This window comes from Amycolatopsis sp. NPDC101161 (assembly GCF_044768185.1).
In the GTDB taxonomy this organism is placed as follows: Bacteria; Actinomycetota; Actinomycetes; order Mycobacteriales; family Pseudonocardiaceae; genus Amycolatopsis.
This window is the reverse complement of sequence record NZ_JBIWPI010000005.1, coordinates 126,846-146,183: the sequence shown is the minus strand read 5'-3', so window position 1 is coordinate 146,183 and position 19,338 is coordinate 126,846. Positions and strand designations below refer to the sequence as shown.

At 71.8% G+C, this 19,338-nt stretch carries 19 protein-coding genes and 1 pseudogene; 13 read left to right on the top strand and 7 right to left on the bottom strand.

Annotation, left to right across the window (positions count from 1 at the left end):
- The first annotated feature begins 7 nt into the window (after positions 1-7).
- Positions 8-415, top strand: a complete 408-nt coding sequence (locus ACIRSS_RS34305; RefSeq protein ID WP_400902294.1) for a VOC family protein — start codon at positions 8-10, stop codon at positions 413-415.
- On the opposite strand, the gene ACIRSS_RS34300 is transcribed toward ACIRSS_RS34305, so the two are convergent.
- From ACIRSS_RS34300 to ACIRSS_RS34285, 4 genes are all read right to left on the bottom strand, one after another.
- Positions 416-1,171, bottom strand: coding sequence for an SDR family NAD(P)-dependent oxidoreductase (locus ACIRSS_RS34300; protein WP_400902291.1), 756 nt, complete (start codon positions 1,169-1,171; stop codon positions 416-418). It lies immediately after the preceding gene.
- Between the two features lie 61 nt (positions 1,172-1,232).
- A complete protein-coding gene (locus tag ACIRSS_RS34295) occupies positions 1,233-2,072 on the bottom strand; it encodes a hypothetical protein (protein WP_400902289.1) in 840 nt (279 codons plus the stop codon).
- Between the two features lie 10 nt (positions 2,073-2,082).
- Complete coding sequence (locus ACIRSS_RS34290) at positions 2,083-3,288, bottom strand: cytochrome P450 (protein WP_400902286.1); 1,206 nt, start codon at positions 3,286-3,288, stop codon at positions 2,083-2,085.
- A gap of 97 nt (positions 3,289-3,385) precedes the next feature.
- Positions 3,386-4,108 (bottom strand): SDR family oxidoreductase, encoded by a 723-nt coding sequence (locus ACIRSS_RS34285; protein ID WP_400902284.1) that lies wholly within the window; start codon positions 4,106-4,108, stop codon positions 3,386-3,388.
- Positions 4,109-4,278: 170 nt separating this feature from the next.
- Between ACIRSS_RS34285 and ACIRSS_RS34280 the strand changes: the two genes are divergently transcribed.
- On the top strand, positions 4,279-5,859 hold the full coding sequence (locus tag ACIRSS_RS34280) for a discoidin domain-containing protein (protein WP_400902281.1): 1,581 nt from the start codon (positions 4,279-4,281) through the stop codon (positions 5,857-5,859).
- A 76-nt stretch (positions 5,860-5,935) separates the two neighbouring features.
- Positions 5,936-6,559, top strand: coding sequence for an SAM-dependent methyltransferase (locus ACIRSS_RS34275; protein WP_400902278.1), 624 nt, complete (start codon positions 5,936-5,938; stop codon positions 6,557-6,559).
- A gap of 56 nt (positions 6,560-6,615) precedes the next feature.
- Here the strand turns inward: ACIRSS_RS34275 and ACIRSS_RS34270 are convergent, their stop codons facing one another.
- Both ACIRSS_RS34270 and ACIRSS_RS34265 read right to left on the bottom strand, forming a co-directional pair.
- Positions 6,616-7,632: a S1 family peptidase gene (locus tag ACIRSS_RS34270; protein WP_400902275.1), complete on the bottom strand. Its 1,017-nt coding sequence runs from the start codon at positions 7,630-7,632 to the stop codon at positions 6,616-6,618.
- 433 nt (positions 7,633-8,065) lie between these two features.
- The gene (locus ACIRSS_RS34265) at positions 8,066-8,353 is read right to left on the bottom strand and encodes a GNAT family N-acetyltransferase (RefSeq protein WP_400902272.1); all 288 of its coding nucleotides are present in this window, start codon (positions 8,351-8,353) and stop codon (positions 8,066-8,068) included.
- Positions 8,354-8,558: 205 nt separating this feature from the next.
- Here ACIRSS_RS34265 and ACIRSS_RS34260 point away from each other — a divergent pair, with 205 nt between their 5' ends.
- The 8 genes and pseudogenes from ACIRSS_RS34260 to ACIRSS_RS34225 all read left to right on the top strand — a co-directional run bounded on the left by ACIRSS_RS34260 (position 8,559) and on the right by ACIRSS_RS34225 (position 15,419).
- On the top strand, positions 8,559-10,547 hold the full coding sequence (locus ACIRSS_RS34260) for a germacradienol/geosmin synthase (RefSeq protein ID WP_400903999.1): 1,989 nt from the start codon (positions 8,559-8,561) through the stop codon (positions 10,545-10,547).
- Position 10,548: 1 nt separating this feature from the next.
- Positions 10,549-10,704, top strand: coding sequence for a hypothetical protein (locus ACIRSS_RS34255; RefSeq protein ID WP_400902269.1), 156 nt, complete (start codon positions 10,549-10,551; stop codon positions 10,702-10,704).
- A 72-nt stretch (positions 10,705-10,776) separates the two neighbouring features.
- Positions 10,777-11,568 carry an MBL fold metallo-hydrolase gene (locus ACIRSS_RS34250; RefSeq protein ID WP_400902266.1) on the top strand — a complete coding sequence of 264 codons (792 nt, stop codon included), beginning with the start codon at positions 10,777-10,779 and terminating at the stop codon, positions 11,566-11,568.
- Positions 11,565-12,146, top strand: a complete 582-nt coding sequence (locus tag ACIRSS_RS34245) for a DedA family protein (RefSeq protein WP_400902263.1) — start codon at positions 11,565-11,567, stop codon at positions 12,144-12,146. Before ACIRSS_RS34250 ends, ACIRSS_RS34245 begins: the two co-directional genes overlap by 4 nt.
- Positions 12,143-14,251 (top strand): phage holin family protein, encoded by a 2,109-nt coding sequence (locus tag ACIRSS_RS34240; RefSeq protein ID WP_400902260.1) that lies wholly within the window; start codon positions 12,143-12,145, stop codon positions 14,249-14,251. Before ACIRSS_RS34245 ends, ACIRSS_RS34240 begins: the two co-directional genes overlap by 4 nt.
- Positions 14,248-14,478, top strand: coding sequence for a glutaredoxin domain-containing protein (locus ACIRSS_RS34235; RefSeq protein ID WP_155544664.1), 231 nt, complete (start codon positions 14,248-14,250; stop codon positions 14,476-14,478). Before ACIRSS_RS34240 ends, ACIRSS_RS34235 begins: the two co-directional genes overlap by 4 nt.
- A pseudogene (locus tag ACIRSS_RS34230) lies at positions 14,475-14,678 on the top strand (ferrous iron transport protein A); the annotation flags it as partial. The gene ACIRSS_RS34235 and the pseudogene ACIRSS_RS34230, both read left to right, overlap by 4 nt.
- Positions 14,667-15,419 carry a methyltransferase domain-containing protein gene (locus tag ACIRSS_RS34225; protein ID WP_400903998.1) on the top strand — a complete coding sequence of 251 codons (753 nt, stop codon included), beginning with the start codon at positions 14,667-14,669 and terminating at the stop codon, positions 15,417-15,419. The pseudogene ACIRSS_RS34230 and the gene ACIRSS_RS34225, both read left to right, overlap by 12 nt.
- On the opposite strand, the gene ACIRSS_RS34220 is transcribed toward ACIRSS_RS34225, so the two are convergent.
- Entirely contained in the window at positions 15,397-16,185 is a 789-nt protein-coding gene (locus ACIRSS_RS34220; protein ID WP_400902258.1) for a TetR/AcrR family transcriptional regulator C-terminal domain-containing protein, read from the bottom strand. The genes ACIRSS_RS34225 and ACIRSS_RS34220 overlap by 23 nt on opposite strands.
- A 76-nt stretch (positions 16,186-16,261) precedes the next feature.
- Here ACIRSS_RS34220 and ACIRSS_RS34215 point away from each other — a divergent pair, with 76 nt between their 5' ends.
- Positions 16,262-18,535: an ATP-binding cassette domain-containing protein gene (locus ACIRSS_RS34215; RefSeq protein ID WP_400902256.1), complete on the top strand. Its 2,274-nt coding sequence runs from the start codon at positions 16,262-16,264 to the stop codon at positions 18,533-18,535.
- Positions 18,532-19,326: a siderophore-interacting protein gene (locus tag ACIRSS_RS34210; RefSeq protein ID WP_400902254.1), complete on the top strand. Its 795-nt coding sequence runs from the start codon at positions 18,532-18,534 to the stop codon at positions 19,324-19,326. Before ACIRSS_RS34215 ends, ACIRSS_RS34210 begins: the two co-directional genes overlap by 4 nt.
- The last annotated feature ends 12 nt before the right edge of the window (positions 19,327-19,338 follow it).

Genomic DNA, 19,338 nt, shown 5'->3' with positions numbered 1-19,338 from the left:
GCGTCACATGGAATGGACGCTCGAGGTGGTCGTGGTGCCGGTCTCCGATCTGGACCGCGCGAAGGCCTTCTACGCCGACCAGGTCGGTTTCACCGTCGACCACGACATGACGGTCGGCGAAGGCGCCCGGTTCGTCCAGCTGACCCCGCCGGGCTCGGGCTGCTCGGTGGTGATCGGCAAGGGCGCGGTGCCGGAGATGCCGCCCGGCTCGCTGAAGGGCCTGCAGCTCGTGGTCAACGACCTCCCGAAAGCCCACGCGATGCTGCGCGAGCGCGGCGTCGAGGTGAGCGACATCGAGGTCTTCGGCACGGGCGCGTGGGACGGCAAGGCCGACCTCGACAACGTGGGCTTCGTCCACTTCGCCGACCCGGACGGCAATGCGTGGATGGTGCAGCAGATCTCGTCGCGCAAGTAGCTAGTCGACCAGGGCACCGCAGCTGACGTTGACCGTCGAGGCCGTCATCGTGCGGGCCCGGTCCGACGCCACGAACGCCGCCACCGCGCCCACGTCCGCCAGCGTCGCCGTGCGGCCCAGCATCGTCTTGCCAGCGATGTTCGCCTCGATCGCCTCGCGGCCCGCGAAGTCCGCCGGGAGGGTCTCCGGGATGCCGCCGGTCCGCAGCGTCACCGCGCGCACGCTGTGCGGGCCCAGCTCCGCGGCCAGCTGGCGGCGCATGGCCTCGAGCGCGTGGAACGCGACCTGCAGCCCGCCCACCGAGAACTCGCGCACCGGTTCGCCCGCGCCGCCGAAGAACAGCAGCACGCCCGAGCGCTGTTTGACCATGTGACGAGCCGCCGCGCGGGCCGTCAGGAACTGGGTCCGGACCGCCGTCACGACCGGGCGCTCGTAGTCGGCGACGGTCATGTCGAGCAACGGCGTCCCCTGGACGTCGCCGTGGGCGATCAGGTTGAACGAGATGTCCAGGCCGCCCTCGGCGGCCACGGCGTCAGCGTGCTCGTCGACCGCCCGCTCGTCCAGGGCGTCCACCTCCGCCACGTCCGCCAGGCCGCCCGCCGCGCGGATCCGCTCGGCGACCACGTCGAGCCGCGCGCGCGTGCGGCCCGCGAGGAACACGCGCGCGCCTTCCTCGGCGAAGGCCGTGGCCACCGCCGAGCCGATCCGGCCACCGCCGCCGTAGACGATCGCGTTCTTGCCGTTGAGCAGGGTCATCGTGTCCCTCCGAAGTCCGGGTTCACCGGTGCGTCGAACGGGACCCGGCGAAATCGACGCGTCAGGGCCGCGGGACGCCCATCGGGTTCGGGACCGGCACGACGCCGGCGTCGATGACCGCCCGGCTGAGCGGGACGGCCAGCTCCAGCAGCCGGTCCAGGTCCTCGCCCAGCGCGTCCACCGGAGCCGACGCCAGGCGGTCGGTGTCCTCTTCGAGGCGGGTGCGCACCGCCGTCCCGGCGTTCGTCAGCCGGCCGCTCGCGTCCAGCAGGCCGCGGACCCGCAGGCGCTCGGCGGCCGCCGTCCAGTCGTCCTCGGTCCAGCCCCGGTGCGGCTGGACGTCGCCGCGGCCGACGACGCCGTCGCCGATGTGGGTCAGCGTGGTCTCCAGGCCGGTCAGCCCGGCGTGGACCGCGGCCAGGACGTGGCCGTCGCCGCGGTGCTCGCGCAGCACGGTCGCCGCCAGCCAGAGCCGGCCCAGCACGCCGGCCGGCCTGGGCACCGCGGACCACGCCGCGGCGAGAGGGCGGCCGTCGAACCGGCACGCGGCGGCGGCCCGCTCCAGCAGCGTCGTCAGTTCTTCGTGTCCGGACCCCAGCGTCCGGCCCAGCGCGGCTTCGACGGCGGCCAGCCGGGAGCCGAGCACGGCGTCCGGGGAGGCGAACGACCACGCGTCCGGCAAGGCCCGCGCGACCATCGCCGGGGCGAAGCCGAACAGCACGGACGTCGCCGGCGCGGGGCCGACCGGCCCCAGCGGCGCGAGACGGCCCGCGAAGTACCCCATCCAGTACCCGCGCAGGCCGGCCTCCTTCGCCGCGGCCGCCGTCTCCGGCGCGAAGTACACGACCGCGTGCAGGGGTTCGACGGCCGCCCACAGCCGCCGCGCCGGTGAAGGTGTCATGCCGCCATTCTCAGCCCCAGGCGACCGGCAGCTCCCGCACCCCGTAGACCAGCGTGTTGTGCTTGAACGCGAGGGATTCGCGCGGCACCGCGAGCCGCAGGTCCGGCACCCGGCGGAACAACCGCGTCAACGCCTCCTGCAGCTCGACGCGCGCGAGCTGCTGGCCGATGCACTGGTGCGCCCCGAAGCCGAACGCGACGTGCGTGCGCGGTGAGTCGCGATGGAAGTCGAGCTTGTCCGCGCCGGGGAACAGGTCTTCGTCGCGGTTCGCCGAGTTCAGCGCGGCCACCAGCCACTCCCCCGCCTTGACCGCCCGGTCGCCGATCTGGACGTCCGCGGTCGCGTACCGCAGCACGCCGAACTGCACGACGGACAGGTACCGCAGCAGCTCCTCGACCGCGCGCTCCGGCGCGGACAGCACGACGTCGCGCTGGGCCGGGTGGTCGAGCAGCACGAGCGTGCTGAGCGCGATCATGTTGGCCGTCGTCTCGTGGCCGGCCACCAGGAGGCTGAGGCCGAGCACGACGAGTTCCTCCATGGTGAGCGGGTCGCCGGTCTTCTCGCCGCGGGAAATCAGCCTGCTGAACAGATCGTCCCGCGGATTCCGTTGTTTGTCGGTGAACAGCTCGACGAGGAACGCGGAAAGCTCGTCGTAGGCCTGCTGGCCTTCCTCGCGGGTGGCGTCGGTGCTGACGAGCAACCCGCTCTGCCGCTGGAACCGCTCGCGGTCGGCGTACGGGACGCCGAGCAGTTCGCAGATCACCAGCGACGGGATCGGCAACGCGAAGTCCCGCACCAGATCGGCTTCCCCGGGCCGGGCGAGCATGGCGTCGAGGTGGCTCTCGACGAGCTCCTGGACGTACCCGCGCATCGCTTCCACGCGCCGCACGGTGAACTCCGCGATCACCATCTTCCGGATGCGCGAGTGCTCGGCGCCGTCCAGCTGGATGATGGAGCCGGGGCTGACGTCCTCGTCGAGGTCGGCGTTCGGGTTGACGTGCACCGAGGAAGCGCCGCGCGAGCTCATCGTGCGGTCGGCGAGCACCGCGCGGACATCGCTGTAGCGCGTCACGAGCCAGGCGTCCATGCCGGCCGGGCAGCGCACCTGCGACGTCGGCGCGGTTTCCCGCAGCGTGGCGTAGTTTTCGGGCGGGTCGAACGGGCATCCGGCCGGTCGTGCCGTCGGGAGGGCCGGGGTTGCGGATGCTGCCGTCACGGCGGATCACACCTCTCATCCGGTGGTCTGGACACTTCCACCATGGAGAGAACGGCGGCGGTCGTGGGACGTTCGACCCACTTCCGACCCGGATGGCCTAGCGGGCCCCGTACACCCCGCCGTTCACGTGGACCACCTGCCCGGTGACATGTCCCGCCTCCGGGGAAGCCAAGAACCCCACCACGGCCGCGACTTCCTCCGGCGTCCCCGCGCGCTTGTCGAACGCCACCGATACCCTCGCCGCCACCCATTCGTCGGAAACCGTGCCGTGGAAGAACTCCGTGTCGAGGGTGACGCCCGGCGCCACCACGTTCGCCGACCCCGCCGCGCCCAGCTGCCGCGCCAGGTCCGTGTTCCACGCCTCGATCGCCGCCTTCGCCGCGCCGTACGAGCCCGACCCCTGCTTCGCTGCGACGGACCCCAGCGTCACAACCCGCACGTTGTCCGCGAAGCGCGGCTTCAACGCCGTGGTCACCAATACCGCGGAAATGACGTTGGCGTCGAAGTTCGCGCGCCACGCGTCCGCCAGGCCCGCCAAACCCACCGGCGCCTCCCGGACGCGGTCGGTGTTGCCGCCGGCGTTGTTGACCAGGACGTCCACCCGCGAAGGCAGCTCCGCCAGCGCGGCCTGCACCGCCTCCGGGTCGCTCGCGTCGAAAGCCACCGCCCGCGCGCCGAGCTTCTCCGCCGCCGCTTCCAGTACGTCCTTGCGCCGGCCCGTGATGGTGACGCGCTCGCCCGCCGCCGCGAACCGGGCGGCGATCGCCAGCCCGATGCCCGTGCCGCCCCCGGTGACCACGACTTCCCGTTGTCCGCTCATGGCGTCATCTTCGCCGAGCGGATCCCCGGCGCGCGTGGTTTTCCCGGCGACCGGGACACGAAACCGGATTCGTTAGGAAACTTTACGAATAGGTCTTGACGGCGGCCCGCCGCCCGGCGAACCTGGACGCACGCCGCAGTCATCGTCCGCCCACCCCCTCCGGAGGCAGCATGACCCGGCGCGCGCTCGTGCTCGTCGTGACCCTGTTCCTCGCTCTCACCTCCGCGCTCGTCGGCGCGAGCACGGCGAGCGCGGCCACCACGCAGCCGACCTTCCTGACCTTCTACGGCTGGTGGGACAACACGCCGCCCGGCGGCGACATCTCCTACCCGCAGATCCACGACACCGCGGGCGGCAAGGGCAGCTACGCCGACCCGATCACCTTCGCCACCAGCAGCGACGAGCTCAAGCCCGGCACCAAGGTCTGGGTGCCGCGGGTGAAGAAGTACTTCATCATGGAGGACGGCTGCGACGAGTGTTCGCAGGACTGGAACGGCAAGGGCCCGAACGGCGGACCCGGCCTGCGTCACATCGACCTCTGGCTCGGCGGCAAGGGCGGCAGCGCCTTCGACGCGATCGACTGCGAAGACGCGCTCACGCACTACAACGCCGACAACACGCCGGTCATGGAGCCGGTGGTCGTCGACCCGCCGTCGAACGAGCCCTACGACGCGACGCCGATCTTCAACACCAGCACCGGTGAATGCTGGGGCGGCGCGCAGCCGAACACCACGGTCGGCCAGTACAAGAACAACTCCACCGGCACGTGCCTCGAAGCCCCGAGCAGCGGCACGACGCTGAAAGTGGCCGCCTGCACCGGAAGCGACGCCCAGCGGTTCACCTTCCACGGCGCCTTCCTCGTCATCAACGACAAGTGCGCAGGCATCTCGGGCAGTTCGATCGTGCTGCAGACCTGCACCGGCGGCCCGGCCCAGCAGTGGTCGATCAACCCCGACGGCACCATCTCCGACATCCAGACGAGCAAGAAGTGCTTCCGCGCCTCGGGCACGACGCTCACGGCGGGCAGCTGCTCCGGCACCCAGGCGCGCTGGACGTTCACCGCGGCGGGCAACACGTCCGGCATCAGCGTGACGCCGTCGTCGGTGTCGGTCGCCCCGGGTGCTTCGGCGACGGCCACCGTCACCGCCACGGACGCCGTCACGCTGTCCGCGAGCGGCACGCCCGCGGGTGTCACCGTGTCCTTCGCGCCGGCGTCGGTGCCGGCCGGCGGGTCCTCGACCGTCACGGTCGCGGCCGCCGCGAACGCCACCCCCGGCTCGGCGACGGTCACCATCACCGGCGGCGCGAAAACCGCTTCGCTGGGCGTCACCGTGACCGGCGGTGGAGGCACCGAAACCCTGCTCTCCCAAGGCAAGACGGCAACGGCGTCGTCGACGGAGTCGTCGTCCTACCCGGCGAGCGCGGCCTTCGACGGCAACCTGACCAGCACCCGCTGGGCGTCCAAGGAAGGCACGGCGAGCGAGTGGCTGCGCGTCGACCTCGGCGCCACCAAGCAGGTCTCGCACGTCAAGCTGACGTGGGAAGCCGCGTACGGCAAGGCGTACAGCATCCAGACGTCGGCCGACGGCACGACCTGGACGACGATCTACAGCACCACGACCGGCAACGGCGCGACCGACGACCTCACCGGCCTGGCCGGCAGCGGCCGCTACGTGCGGATGAACGGCGTCACGCGCGGCACGTCGTACGGCTACTCGCTGTACGAGATGCAGGTGTACGGCACGGCCTGAGTTGCCATTCCGGCAACGCAATTTGCCTCCTCGGTGACGTCCTCCGCATGCTGGGGGACGTCACCGAGGAGGAACCATGCCGCACGACCAGCCGATGATCGTCGAAGACATGCTCAAGCAGGAGTTCTGGGAAGCGATGTACCAGCGCGACGAGCACCGGATCTGGAGCGGGAACGTCAACCCCAACCTCAGCTCCGAGGTGGCCGGGCTGACACCCGGGCGCGCCCTCGACCTCGGCTGCGGCGAAGGCGGCGACGCGATCTGGCTCGCGAAGCAGGGCTGGACGGTCGACGGCGCCGACATCTCGACCGTCGCGCTCGCCCGCGCCGAAGAAGCGGGCAAGGAAGCCGGCGTCGACGTCCGCTGGCTCCACAAGAACATCCTCGAGTGGCAGCCGGAGGAGAGCTACGACCTGATCTCCGCGCAGTACATGCACCTGCCGCCGGACCTGCGCCGCGACGTCTTCGCCGCGGCGGCCGCGGCCGTCCGGCCGGGCGGGTCGCTGCTGGTCGTCGGGCATTCGCCGAAGGCCATGCGGGAGTTCGACGGCCAGAAGCCGCCGGAGGAGCTGTTCTTCGAGCCGGAGGAGATCACGAGCTACCTGGGCGACGCCTGGGAGTGGATCGTCGAGACGTGCGAGACGCGCGGCGAGGGTCACCACACCGACGCCGTCTACCGCGCGCGGCGCCTCGAAGCATGAGAAAGGCCCCTTTCACCTGCCCTCGACTCGGGTGAAAGGGGCCCTTCGGGGGTCGATCAGGCGAGCTGGAGGCCGTAAGCCTGCAGCTCGAGGGTGAGCGGGTAGAAGTAGCTGGTCACGGTGTCGCCGCCGGACAGCGTGCCGAGGCCCTTCTCGCCGTCGTAGGCCGGGCCGCCGGAGTCGCCGTGGTCGGTGTGGGCAGTGGTCCCGAACTCGTGGTTGAGCACGCCGACGTCGAAGTTGACCGACTCGTCGACCGAGGTGACCTCGCCGCTGCCGCCACCGGTGGTCGAGCCCTGCTTCTGGATCTGCTCGCCGACGGTCGGCTCGGCCGCGGAGGTGATCGCCTGGCCGGTGTTGATCTCGCCGGGGCCGGTGCCGTTCGGGCGGGTCAGCAGGCCGGAGTCGGCACCGGGGCAGTCGCTCTCGACGACCTGCGCGCCGGAGACGTCGCCGCCGGACCAGGTGCCGCCGAGGTTGGTGCAGTGGCCCGCGGTGAGCAGGAACGGCTGTCCGCCGCGCGTCACGTTGAAGCCGAGCGAGCAGCGGCCCTGGCTGTTCTGGATGGCGTCGCCGTCCTGGATGTGCAGTTCAAGCTTGCCGGTGCGGTGCTCGACGCGGACGCTGTCGCCGTACTTCGCGGCGGCGGCGGCGACCTTGTCCGAGGTCTCCTTGCTGGCGGCGTCGTAGACCTTCACGACGACCTGGTTGGTCTTGGTGTCGATGCCCCACGCGGTCTGCGGGACGTTCTTCACCGCGTCGAGCTGGTTCTTGACGCCGGTGAGGGCGGCGAAGGTGTGCTTGACCTTCTTCGCGGTGAGACCCGCGGCCCGCACCTGCTGCACGGCGGCGTCGTCGACGACGTTGACGACGGCTTTGCCGTTCTCGAGGTAGACACCCCCGGAAGCGGCGCCGAGCGCGTTCGCCACCTGGGTGGCACTGGTGATGGCCTGGGCCTGCATCGCGGCCAAGGCCAGCGGGGACGCGGTGGCCGCCGACGAGCAAACGCCCGCCGTCAGCGCGGCGGCCGACAAGACGGCGAAGGTCTTGAGGGCGGTCTTCCGGGGAGTCATCAACTTCCTCCAGGTAGCCGGTTCGAAGCCTGCGCCGGTCACTTTCGTTGCCAGGCAACCAACGCAACACCGACGAAGGTTGGTTAATAACCAGCAGATTCGGACATACCTCGCGTTCTGGACCGGTTGGCCGCAGCGACGTTGCTGCGTTCGGCGTAACAAAGGCCCGGTCTGCTGCGTGGAGGAGGCCGGCGGTAGGCCGACCGGCTCAGCCCTCGGGCTACCGAACGTCATGAACGAGTCGTTCATGACGACCCGGGGGCGCGCGGCTCGGGCATGGACCGGCTGCTGTCGCGCGGCCCGGAGCCTGCTGAGCCCATCGGCCTCGCCCCGCTCAACGGTGGCGAGCGGCCCAAGCCCTGGCCGGGCGGGTCGTTCATGCCATCCCCTGGCACCCCGAGGTCCTGAATGAGTCATTCAGGACCGGACCGGCTCAGCCCTTCGGCCACCGGACGTGGTCCTCGTACCCCGGGTTCTTCCGCAGATACCCCGCGATGAACGGGCAAACCGGCACGATCGTCCGTCCCTTCGCCACGACGTCGTCGAGCGCCCCGGCCGCCAGTACCTTCCCCAGCCCCTGCCCGGCGAACGCGTCGTCGACCTCGGTGTGGGTGAACACCGTCAGGTCGCCGCGCTCGTCGTAGTACGCCGCGCCCGCGAGCTTGTCTCCCACCCACACCTCGTAACGGCCCTCGTCGGGGTTGTCGACCACTTCGGCCATGCCACCGCTCCCTTCGCCTGGGGTACTCCCCCATCGTGCGACGGCCGGGCGCGGCGTGCCGACCGGGTCGTGCACGTCACTGGGCCGGCCGGGGGACGTGCCCGGCCCGTTCGTGTGCTTCGCGCCGGAGCCCCTTGGCGCGCCCGGCGGGTTTTGGTTGCCTCACGGGGTGCCCGAGCAGCCGTTCGTCCTCCCCGAGTTCTACATGCCCTACCCGGCGCGGCTGAACCCGCACCTGGAGCGGGCCCGCGCGCACAGCAAGGCGTGGGCGCGCGGGATGGACATGATCGACGTCCCGCAGCACGGCACCGTCATCTGGACCGAGCACGACCTCGACTCCCACGACTACGCCCTCCTCTGCGCCTACACCCACCCGGACGCCGGCGCGGCCGAGCTCGACCTCATCACCGACTGGTACGTCTGGGTCTTCTACTTCGACGACCACTTCCTCGAGCTCTACAAGCGCACCGGCGACATCGAAAGCGCGCGCGCCTACCTCGACCGGATCGACCTCTTCATGCCCGCCGAAGGCGAGATCACCGCGACGCCGGAGAACCCGGTCGAGCGCGGCCTCGCCGACCTGTGGGACCGCACGATCCCGCACCGCTCGGCCGCGTGGCGGCGCCGGTTCGTCGACAGCACGAAAGCTCTGCTCGAAGAGTCGTTGTGGGAACTGGCGAACATCAACGAAGGCCGCCTCGCCAACCCCATCGAGTACGTCGAGATGCGGCGGAAGGTCGGCGGCGCGCCGTGGTCGGCGAACCTCGTCGAACACTCGGTGCACGCCGAAGTCCCGGACGCGATCGCCGCGACGAGACCGATGGAAGTCCTGCGCGACTGCTTCGCCGACGGCGTCCACCTGCGCAACGACCTCTTCTCCTACCAACGCGAAGTGCAGGACGAGGGCGAGCTGTCCAACGGCGTGCTCGTGTTCGAGAAGTTCCTCGGCCTCTCCACGCAGGAGGCGGCCGAGGCCGTCAACGACCTCATCACCTCACGGCTGCACCAGTTCGAGCACACGGCGCTCACCGAGGTCCCCGCGCTCTTCGACGAGCACGGCGTCGACCCGGCGGCGCGCGCGGCGACGTTCGCCTACGTCAAGGGCCTGCAGGACTGGCAGTCCGGCGGCCACGAGTGGCACCTGCGGTCCAGCCGGTACATGAACAAAGGCGCCCTCGACGACCGGCCGCCGGCCGCACGGATCCTGTCGTCGGTGCTCGCCACCGCCCCGCAGCGGCTGCGGGCCTACAGCCACTCGCCGTTCAGCGAGGTGCGGGTGGCGCGCCCGGCCGTCGAGCCGCCGTTCCCGGTGCGGCTGAACCGGCACCTGGACGCGTGCCGTCGCCGAAACGTCGACTGGGCACGCACGACGGGCCTGCTCGACGGCGTCGTGTGGGACGAGCGCAAGCTGCGCGCCGCCGACCTGCCGCTGTGCGCGGCGGGCATCCACCCGGACGCGACCGCCGAGCGCCTCGACCTCACCAGCGACTGGCTGACCTGGAGCACCTACGCCGACGACTACTTCCAGGAGGTCTTCGGCGCGACGCGCGACCTCGCCGCGGCGAAGGCGTGGCGCGAGCGCCTGAAGCTGTTCATGGGAGACGGCCCGGCGCCGCTGAACCCCGTCGAAACCGCGCTCGCCGACCTCTGGCCGCGGACGGACGACCGCGACGCGGTGCGCAAGGCCGTCGAGTCGATGACCGGGAGCTGGCTGTGGCGGCTGGCGAACCTGGCCCAGAACCGGATCCCCGACCCCATCGACCACATCGAGATGCGGCGCCGGACGTTCGGCGCGGACCTCTCGATGGCCCTGACCGCCCCGAAGGCGCGGCCGGCGCTCAAGCACCTCGCGGCCGACTACGGCGGCCTGCTCAACGACCTGTACTCCTACCGCAAGGAGATCCAGCACGACGGCGAGCTCGACAACGGCGTCCTCGTCGTGCGGAACTTCCTCGGCTGCTCGGAGGAACGCGCCTTCGCGGTGGTCGCCGACCTGGCCGAAGCGCGGCTCGCGGAGTTCCGCCACGCGGGGGACGCGTCGCTGCGGGACTGGCTGGCGGGCGTGGCGCACTGGCACGAGCACGCCGGCCGGTACACCGGCACCGAGCTGGGCCACCACCCGCGGTTCAGCGGGCCGACCGGGCTCGGGACGTCGTCGCTGCGGATCTCGTCCCTGCTGCCCGCGGGCCGCTGAGGTGCCGACCGACAAGCAGGTGCGGATCGCCGAGCTGCTCCACGAGATCGGCATGCACCGCGAGGCCGAGCAAGCGCTGCGCACGGACCTGCGCGCGAGGTGGCGCCGCATGCGCCGGCGGCTCCGGAGGCAGGCGCGGCTGCGGCGCCGGAGGTAGCGCGTCACCGGGCAGCGTTGCCCGCGCCACTCCGCCGGGCGTTCGCCGGGGGCGAGGGCGATACTCGACACCGTGAGCGGCTTCAACCTGCGTTTCCTCGGCCATTCGACCGTCCGGCTCGAACTCGCCGGCCGGGTCGTGCTGACCGATCCCGTGCTCACCGCACGCGTCGGCGGGCTCGTCCGGGTCGTGCCGCCACCACCGCCGGCCGCCTACGCCGGCGTCGACCTCGTCCTGCTCTCCCACCTGCACGGCGACCACCTGCACCTGCCGTCGCTGAAGCTGCTCGGCCGGGACACCCGGATCGCCGTCCCGCGCGGGGCGGGGGCCTGGCTCGCCGGGAAGGGCTTCCGGAACGTCGAGGAGATCGCGCCCGGCGAGACCCTGACCGAGGGCGGCCTCACGGTCACCGCCACCGAAGCCGTCCACTCCGGACACCGGTGGGGCCCGCGGCTGACCCACGGCCCGCAGAGCCCGGCGCTCGGGCACCTCGTCGAAGGCGACGGCACGACGGTCTACGACGCCGGCGACACCGACCTCTTCGCCGGGATGGCGGACTACGGCCCGGTGGACGTCGCCCTGCTGCCCGTCTGGGGCTGGGGGCCGAACCTCGGGCCGGGTCACCTGGACCCGGCCCGCGCCGCGAAAGCCGCCGAAGTCACCCGCGCCCGCGCCGCCGTGCCGGTGCACTGGGGCACCCTCGCCGTCCCCGGCCTGAAGCGGACCGCCCGGATGCGCCGCCTGCTCGCCGACCCGCCGCGCGTGTTCGCCGCCGAGGTGAAAGCCGCCGGCGGAACCACCGAGGTGCTGTTCACCGAGCCCGGCGCCGAGGTCGCGCTCCCCGCGCGCGAGGACCGGGCGTGAACTGGACCGACCCGGCCGCCATCGGGTACCCGGCCGTGTTCGGCGGCGTGCTGCTCGGCTCGATCATCCCGATCGTGCCCACCGGCGCGGTGGTCGGCGCCGCGGCCGCCGTCGCCACCACCACCGACCACCTGTCCCTGCCGCTGGTCATCGTGCTCGCCGTGCTCGGCGCGTACGTCGGCGACGTCGTGACGTTCGGGATCCCGCGCCTGGGCAGCGAAGCCGCGTTCCGCTGGATCAGCCGCCGCCAGCCCGCCGAACGGCTCGAGAAGGCCCGTGACCAGTTCACCCGCCGCGGCTGGCAGCTCGTGGTGATCGGCCGGCTCGTCCCGGCCGGCCGGATCCCGGTGCTGCTCGCGGCGGCCGCGCTGGGCTACCCGTGGCGGCGGCTGCTGCCCGCCGCGCTCGTCGCGTGCGTGCTCTGGGCGACCGCGTACAGCTTGCTCGGCATCCTCAGCGGGGGCATCTTCGACTCGCCGCTCGTCGCGACGCTGCTGGCGACGGTGCTCGTCCTGCTGGTCACCGTGCTGCTGAACCTGGTCTCCCGGTGGCGCCGCAAAACCAAGGAGAAGGTGTGACGACGACCGCGCCGAAGGGCCGACTGCTGCGGGGCGGCCGGGCCGTCGCCCGCATCCTGCTGGTGTGGGCCGCGGTGACCGGGGCGCTGCGCCTGCTCGACGTCCTCCTGCCCGGCTTCCGCATGACGCACTGGTGGCAGCCCACGGTGTGCGCGCTGGTGCTGGGCGTGCTGGTCGCGTTCGTCTGGCCGCTGGCCATGCGGATCGCCTACCCGCTGGCGTTCTTCACGTTCGGGCTCTTCGGGTTCCTGCTGCTCGGCGCGGGCACCCTGGCGGTGTTCCGGACGATCCCCGGCGTCGAGCTGGTCGGCTTCCGGACCGCCGTGATCGTCACCGTCGCCATGGCCGGCGTCGGCGCGCTCATCTCGACGGCGCTGGCCGTCGACGAGGACGAGATCTTCTTCCGCCGCGCCGCCCGGCGCCGCCGTCGCCACACCCCCGAGCCCGGCGCGGCCGACCAGCCGCCCGGCGTGGTGTTCCTGCAGATCGACGGCCTCGGGTACGACACCGTCCGGCGCGCGGTCCGCGACGGCGACATGCCGACGTTCGCCGCCTGGCTCGCCGAAGGCAGCCACACGCTCACGCCGTGGCACACCGACTGGAGCTCCCAGACCGGGGCGAGCGTCTGCGGCATCCTGCACGGCTCCAACCACGACATCCTCGGTTTCCGCTGGTACGAAAAGGACCGTGACCACGTGATGGCGTGCGCGCACCCGACCGACGCGGCCGAGATCGAACGGCGGCACTCCGACGGGCGCGGCCTGCTCTCGGGCGACGGTGCCAGCCGCGGCAACCTCTTCTCCGGCGACGCCGGTCACGTCAGCCTCACCATGAGCTCGATCCCGGTGCTGGTGCCGAAGAAGCTGCGCCACCGCCGCCGCGACCGGCTCGGCGCGGGCTACTACGCCTACTTCGCGAACCCGGTCAACGCGCTGCGCACGTTCGTCGTCGCGCTCGTCGACGTCTTCCGCGAGATCAACGCGTCGGTGCGCCAGCGCCGGGCCGGCGTGGTGCCGCGGGTCCCGCGCGGCGGCTGGTACCCGCTGGCCCGGCCGGGCACGACGGTGATCGCGCGCGACGTCGTCGTCTCGGCCATCCTCGGCGACATGCTGGCCGGACGGCCGGTCGTGTACGCGGACTTCCTCGGCTACGACGAGGTCGCGCACCACTCCGGCATCGAGCGGTTCGACACGCTGTCGGTGCTGCGCTCGATCGACCAGCAGATCGCGCGGCTGCACCGGGCTTCGCGGCTCGCCCCGCGCCGCTACCACGTCGTCGCGCTGTCGGACCACGGCCAGACGCAGGGCCAGGCGTTCTCCCAGCGGTTCGGCGAGACGATCGAGGCGTACGTCGGCCGGCTGTGCGGCGGGTCGCCATCCGCGTCCGCCGGTAAGAGGCGGCAGGCCGAAAGCTGGCAGATCAACGCGGCGCTGGCGGAGGCGACGAAGAGCGGCGGCCTGATCGCGCGCCGGCTGCGCGCCCGGGTGGAGGACGCGGAGTGCGCCGACGACCGGCCGCGCACGACGTCCGGCTCCCCCGGCGCGGTGACCCGCGTGGCGCCGGGCGTGGTGGCGGTCGTGTCCGGGCACGTCGCGATGGTGTCGTTCACCGACCACGAGGGGCGCGTCGAGCTGGAGACGATCGAGCGGGAGTTCCCGGACCTGCTGCCGTCGCTGGTCGACCACCCGGGGGTCGGGTTCCTGCTGGTCCGCAGCCGCGAGTTCGGCCCGGTGGTGCTGGGCCGCGACGGCCTCCACCGCCTGGCGACGGGCGTGGTGATCGGCGAGGACCCGCTGCTGCCGTACGGCCCGCACGCGGCGGACCTGATCCGGCGGGTGGACACGTTCCCGCACTGCGCGGACGTGATGATCAACAGCCGCTACGACCCGGACTCGGACCAGGCGTCGCCGTTCGAGACGCACGTGGGTTCGCACGGCGGCCTCGGCGGGCCGCAGCAGCGGGGGTTCGTGGTGCACCCGCGGGAGCTGGCGCCGCTCGGCGAGGTCGTCGGCGCGGAAGCGCTGCACCAGGTGTTCCGCGGATGGCTGACCGAGCTGGGTCACCCGTCACCCGTTCCCGACGCTGTTTCGGAGGTTGTTTCGTGAGTTTGACGGTGTACGGCGCGTCCTGGTGCCCGGACGTGAAGCGCAGCCGCGCGCTGCTCGACCGCGAGGGCGTCGAATACTCCTATGTGGACGTCGAGGCCGACGCGGCGGCCGAAGCCCGGGTCCGCGAACTGCAGGACGGCGCGCGCCGGATCCCGACGATCGTCTGGGACGACGGAAGCTTCCTGGTCGAACCGTCCGACGACGAACTGAGCGCGCGGCTGTGAAGCTGCTGCGGGACCTGCCGCTCGGCACGCGGGTCGTGGTCCGCTACCGGATCGAGGGCGGGTTCACCGACGCGCTCGGCGATCTGGTGGCGCGCGACTCGGCGACGTGCACGGTGGAGACCCGGCGCGGCCCGGTGGTGGTGGCGTTCGACGCCGTCACCCTGGCCAAGCCGGTGCCCCCGCCGCCGGTGCGGCAGTCGAAGTTCGACACGCTGGTCGCCGAAGCCGAAGCGGTGTCGGTCGACGGCTGGGACTTCTCCTGGCTCGACGGCCGGGCCACCGAAGCCCGCCCGTCCTGGGGCTACCAGCGCCTGCTGGGTGCCCGGCTCGCCCAGGCCGAGGCGGCGCTGGACATCGAGACCGGCGGCGGCGAGGTGCTCGACGGCTGTCCCGCTCTGCCACGGTTGATGGCGGCGACCGAGTCGTGGCCGCCGAACGTGGCGCGCGCTTCGGCTCGTCTCCGTCCGCGCGGGGTCGTGGTCGTGGCCACCGAGGGCCTCCCCTTCGGCGACGACGTGTTCGACCTGGTCTCCAGCCGTCACCCCGTGACGACCGATTGGGCCGGGATCGCCCGCGTCCTGCGCCCCGGCGGCAGCTACTTCTCGCAGCAGGTCGGCCCGGCGAGCGTGTTCGAGCTGGTGGAGTTCTTCCTGGGCCCGCAACCATCCGAGGGCCGCAACAGCCGTCACCCGGACCGAGCCGTGGCGGCCGCTGCCGACGCGGGCTTGGAGGTGGTCGATCTGCGCTCGGAGTCGCTGAGGACCGAGTTCTTCGACATCGGCGCGGTGGTGTACTTCCTGCGCAAGGTGATCTGGATGGTCCCGGGGTTCACGGTGGAGCAGTACCGGCCGCGGCTGAGGGAACTGCACGAGCTGATCGAGCGCGACGGCCCGTTCGTCGCCCACACGACGAGGTTCCTCATCGAGGCCCGGAAGCCTTGACGATCGCCGCTTCGACGCCGTCCAGCAGCAGTTCCACTCCCGCTTCGAACGCCAGCCTCGCCTCTCGCTCCAAGTAGGGCTCGTCGGAGGCTTCGACCGATGGCTCCAACCGGGCCACCGTCGGGAACCGCGCCGGCAAATCCGGGACCAGCTCCCCCAGCAGCGCGGACCGCGCGCCCCACCAGTCCTCTTCGGACAGTCCCGTCTCGTGCGCCGCCTGGCGGGACTCCGCTGCCGCCTGGACCGAGCCGCGGACCACGTTGAACAGCGCCGACACCACCCAGCGGACCCGTGTCAGCGGCAGCCCCGTCGACGCCAGCACCGACAGCAGCGTCTCCTGGACGTGGAACTCCCCCGGCCCGAGCACCGGGCGCGCCGGGGAGACCTGCAGCAGCCACGGGTGCCGCAAGTGCAAGTCCCACAAGGCGCCGGCCAGGGCGACAGCCGCCGCGCGCCAGCCCGAAGACGTCGGATAAGACGACGGCAGCTCCCCCAGCGTCCGGTCGTACATCAGGTCGACCAGCTCGGTCTTGCCCGGCACGTACGTGTACAACGCCATCGCCGTCCGGCCGAGCCGCTCGCCCACCGAACGCATCGACAGCGCCGCCATGCCCTCGGCGTCGGCGATGTCGATCGCCGCCGCGACGATCGCTTCCACGGACAGGCCCGGCTTGGGTCCCGGGCCCGTGCGCGGCGCGACCACGCGCGGCCCCCACAGCAGCTCCATGGACCGCCGGGCGTCGCCCTGACCCGCGAAGACGACCACCTTGCCGACTCCTTACACCCTAAAGTATTGTACGATCGAGAATCACTTTACAGCCTAAACTATCAAGAAGGACGGTATGACCTCACCCAGGCGGGCCGCCGACACCCACGACGTGATCGAGGTCCGGGGGGCCCGGGAGAACAACCTGACCGGCATCGACCTGGACATCCCGAAGCGCCGGCTCACGGTGTTCACGGGCGTGTCCGGCTCCGGCAAGTCGTCCCTGGTCTTCGGCACCATCGCGGCTGAGTCCCAGCGGCTGATCAACGAGACCTACAGCGCCTTCCTCCAGTCGTTCATGCCGAGCCTGTCGCGCCCGGACGTCGACCTGCTGGAGAACCTCAGCGCGGCCATCGTCGTCGACCAGGAGCGGATGGGCGCCAACTCGCGCTCCACCGTCGGCACCGCGACCGACGCCTACGCCATGCTGCGGATCGCCTTCTCGCGCCTGGGCGAACCGCACGTCGGCACGTCCGGCGCGTTCAGCTTCAACCTGCCCGAGGGCATGTGCCCGGCGTGCGAGGGCCTGGGCCGGGTGTCCGACCTCGACGTCCACGCCCTGCTCGACTTCGACCTTTCCCTCCACGAGGGCGCGATCCAGGTGCCGGGCTTCACGCCGGACACCTGGTACGTGCAGACCTACCTGTCCTCCGGCTTCTACGACCCCGACGCCAAGATCCGCGACTTCACGCCGCAGCAGCTCGACGACCTGCTGCACAAGGACTCCTGCAAGGTGAAGGTGGGCAAGACCAACGTCACCTACGAGGGCCTGGCGGTGAAGGTCCGGCGGCTCTACCTGCACAAGGACGTCGAGTCGCTGCAGCCGAAGCTGCGTGCGTTCATCGAGAAGGCCGCGACCTTCAAGACCTGCGACGCCTGCGGCGGCGCCCGGCTGAACCAGGCCGCGCTGTCGGCCAAGATCGACGGCAGGAACATCGCCGACTGCTCCGCGATGCAGATCAGCGACCTCGCCGAGTTCGTCCGCAACCTCGACGCGCCGTCGATCCGGCCGCTGCTGGGCAACCTGCGCGACACCCTCGACTCGCTGGTCGAGATCGGCCTCGGCTACCTCTCCCTGGACCGCGAGTCCGCGACGCTCTCGGGCGGCGAGGCGCAGCGCGTCAAGATGGTGCGGCACCTGGGATCGAGCCTCACCGACGTCACCTACGTCTTCGACGAGCCGACCGTCGGGCTGCACCCGCACGACATCGAGCGGATGAACAACCTGCTGTTGTGCTTGCGCGACAAGGGGAACACGATCCTGGTCGTCGAGCACAAGCCGGAGACGATCCGGATCGCCGACCACGTCGTCGACCTCGGCCCCGGCGCGGGCACCGACGGCGGCCGGCTCTGCTACACCGGCAGCGTCGACGGCCTGCGCGCGTCCGGCACGCTCACCGGGCGCCACCTCGACCACCGGGTCACGCTCCGGGAGGAAGTCCGCACGCCCACCGGGCACGTCTCCATTACCGGCGCCAAGCTGCACAACCTGCGGGACGTCAGCGTGGACGTCCCGCTCGGCGTCCTGACCGTCGTCACCGGCGTGGCCGGGTCCGGGAAGTCGTCGCTGATCCACGGCTCCCTGGCGCACCGCGACGACGTCGTCGTGGTCGACCAGTCGGCGATCCGCGGCTCTCGCCGGTCCAACCCGGCGACCTACACCGGCCTGCTCGACCCGATCCGCACGGCGTTCGCCAAGGCCAACGGCGTCAAGGCGAGCCTGTTCAGCGCCAACTCCGAAGGCGCCTGCCAGCACTGCAAGGGGCTCGGCGTCATCTACACGGACCTGGCGATGATGGCCGGGGTCGCGTCGGTCTGCGAAGAGTGCGAGGGCAAGCGGTTCACGCCCAAGGTGCTCACGTTCGAGCTGCGCGGCAAGAACATCAGCGAAGTCCTCGCGATGTCCGTCGCCGAAGCACGCGAGTTCTTCGCCACGGGCACCGCGCGGACGGTCCTCGACCGCCTCGCCGACGTCGGCCTCGGCTACCTGACGCTCGGCCAGCCGCTGACCACGCTCTCCGGCGGCGAGCGGCAACGGCTCAAGCTGGCGATCCGGATGGCCGAGAAGGGCTCGACGTACATCCTCGACGAGCCGACGACCGGGCTGCACCTCGCCGACGTCGACCAGCTCCTCGCGCTGCTCGACCGGATCGTCGACGCGGGCAACACGGTGCTCGTGATCGAGCACCACCAGGCCGTGATGGCGCACGCCGACTGGCTGATCGACCTCGGCCCCGGCGCCGGCCACGACGGCGGCCGGATCGTCTTCGAAGGGACCCCGGCGTCCCTCGTCGAGCACGCGTCGACGCTGACGGCCCGCCACCTGCGCGAATACCTGGGGAAGCCGTGAACCCGACGGGCCTGCTCGAAGTGAGGGCGGTGCGCCGCCCGACGCCGCGCACCGTGCGCGTCACGTTCACCGGCGCCGGGTTGCGCGAACTGGCGGCGTGGCCCGACCAGCAGCTCAAGCTCCTGTTCCCGCCGCCGGGCCGCCCGGTGCGGCTGCCATCGACGGACGACGACGACGTCATGCGCTGGTACCAGGCGTACCTGGCGATCCCCGAAGCCGAGCGGCCGGTGATGCGCAGCTACACGGTGCGCTCGCGGGACGGCGACACGATCGACGTCGAGTTCGTGCTGCACTCCGGCCACACCGACGGCCCGGCGACGGCCTGGGCGCGCACGGCGGCGCCCGGGGACGTCCTCGGCCGGTACGGCCCGGACGCCGCGTACCGCCGTCCACTGTCCACAGCGGACACGCTGCTGCTGGCCGGGGACGAGACCGCGGTGCCGGCCATCGCCACCATCCTGTCCGAAGTGGACAACGCCGTGGCGTTCGTCGAAGTGGCGGACGCGGCGGAGGAGCAACCGCTGCCCGTCCACTGGCTGCACCGCGACGGCGCACCCCACGGGGCCAAGCTGCTCGACGCCGTGCGCGGTCTTGCCCTGGCGCCGGGGTCGGCCGCGTGGCTCGCGGGCGAGGCGGGGATGGTGCGGGCGCTGCGCCGTCACCTCGTGAACGAGCGGGGGTTCGACAAGCGGGACATCGAGTTCACCGGCTACTGGCGGCGCAAGCTGACCCAGGACGACGCGCCGACAGCGGAGGACCTCGCCGACGCGCGGGAAAAGCAGGCCGGCTAGTGGCAGACTCGG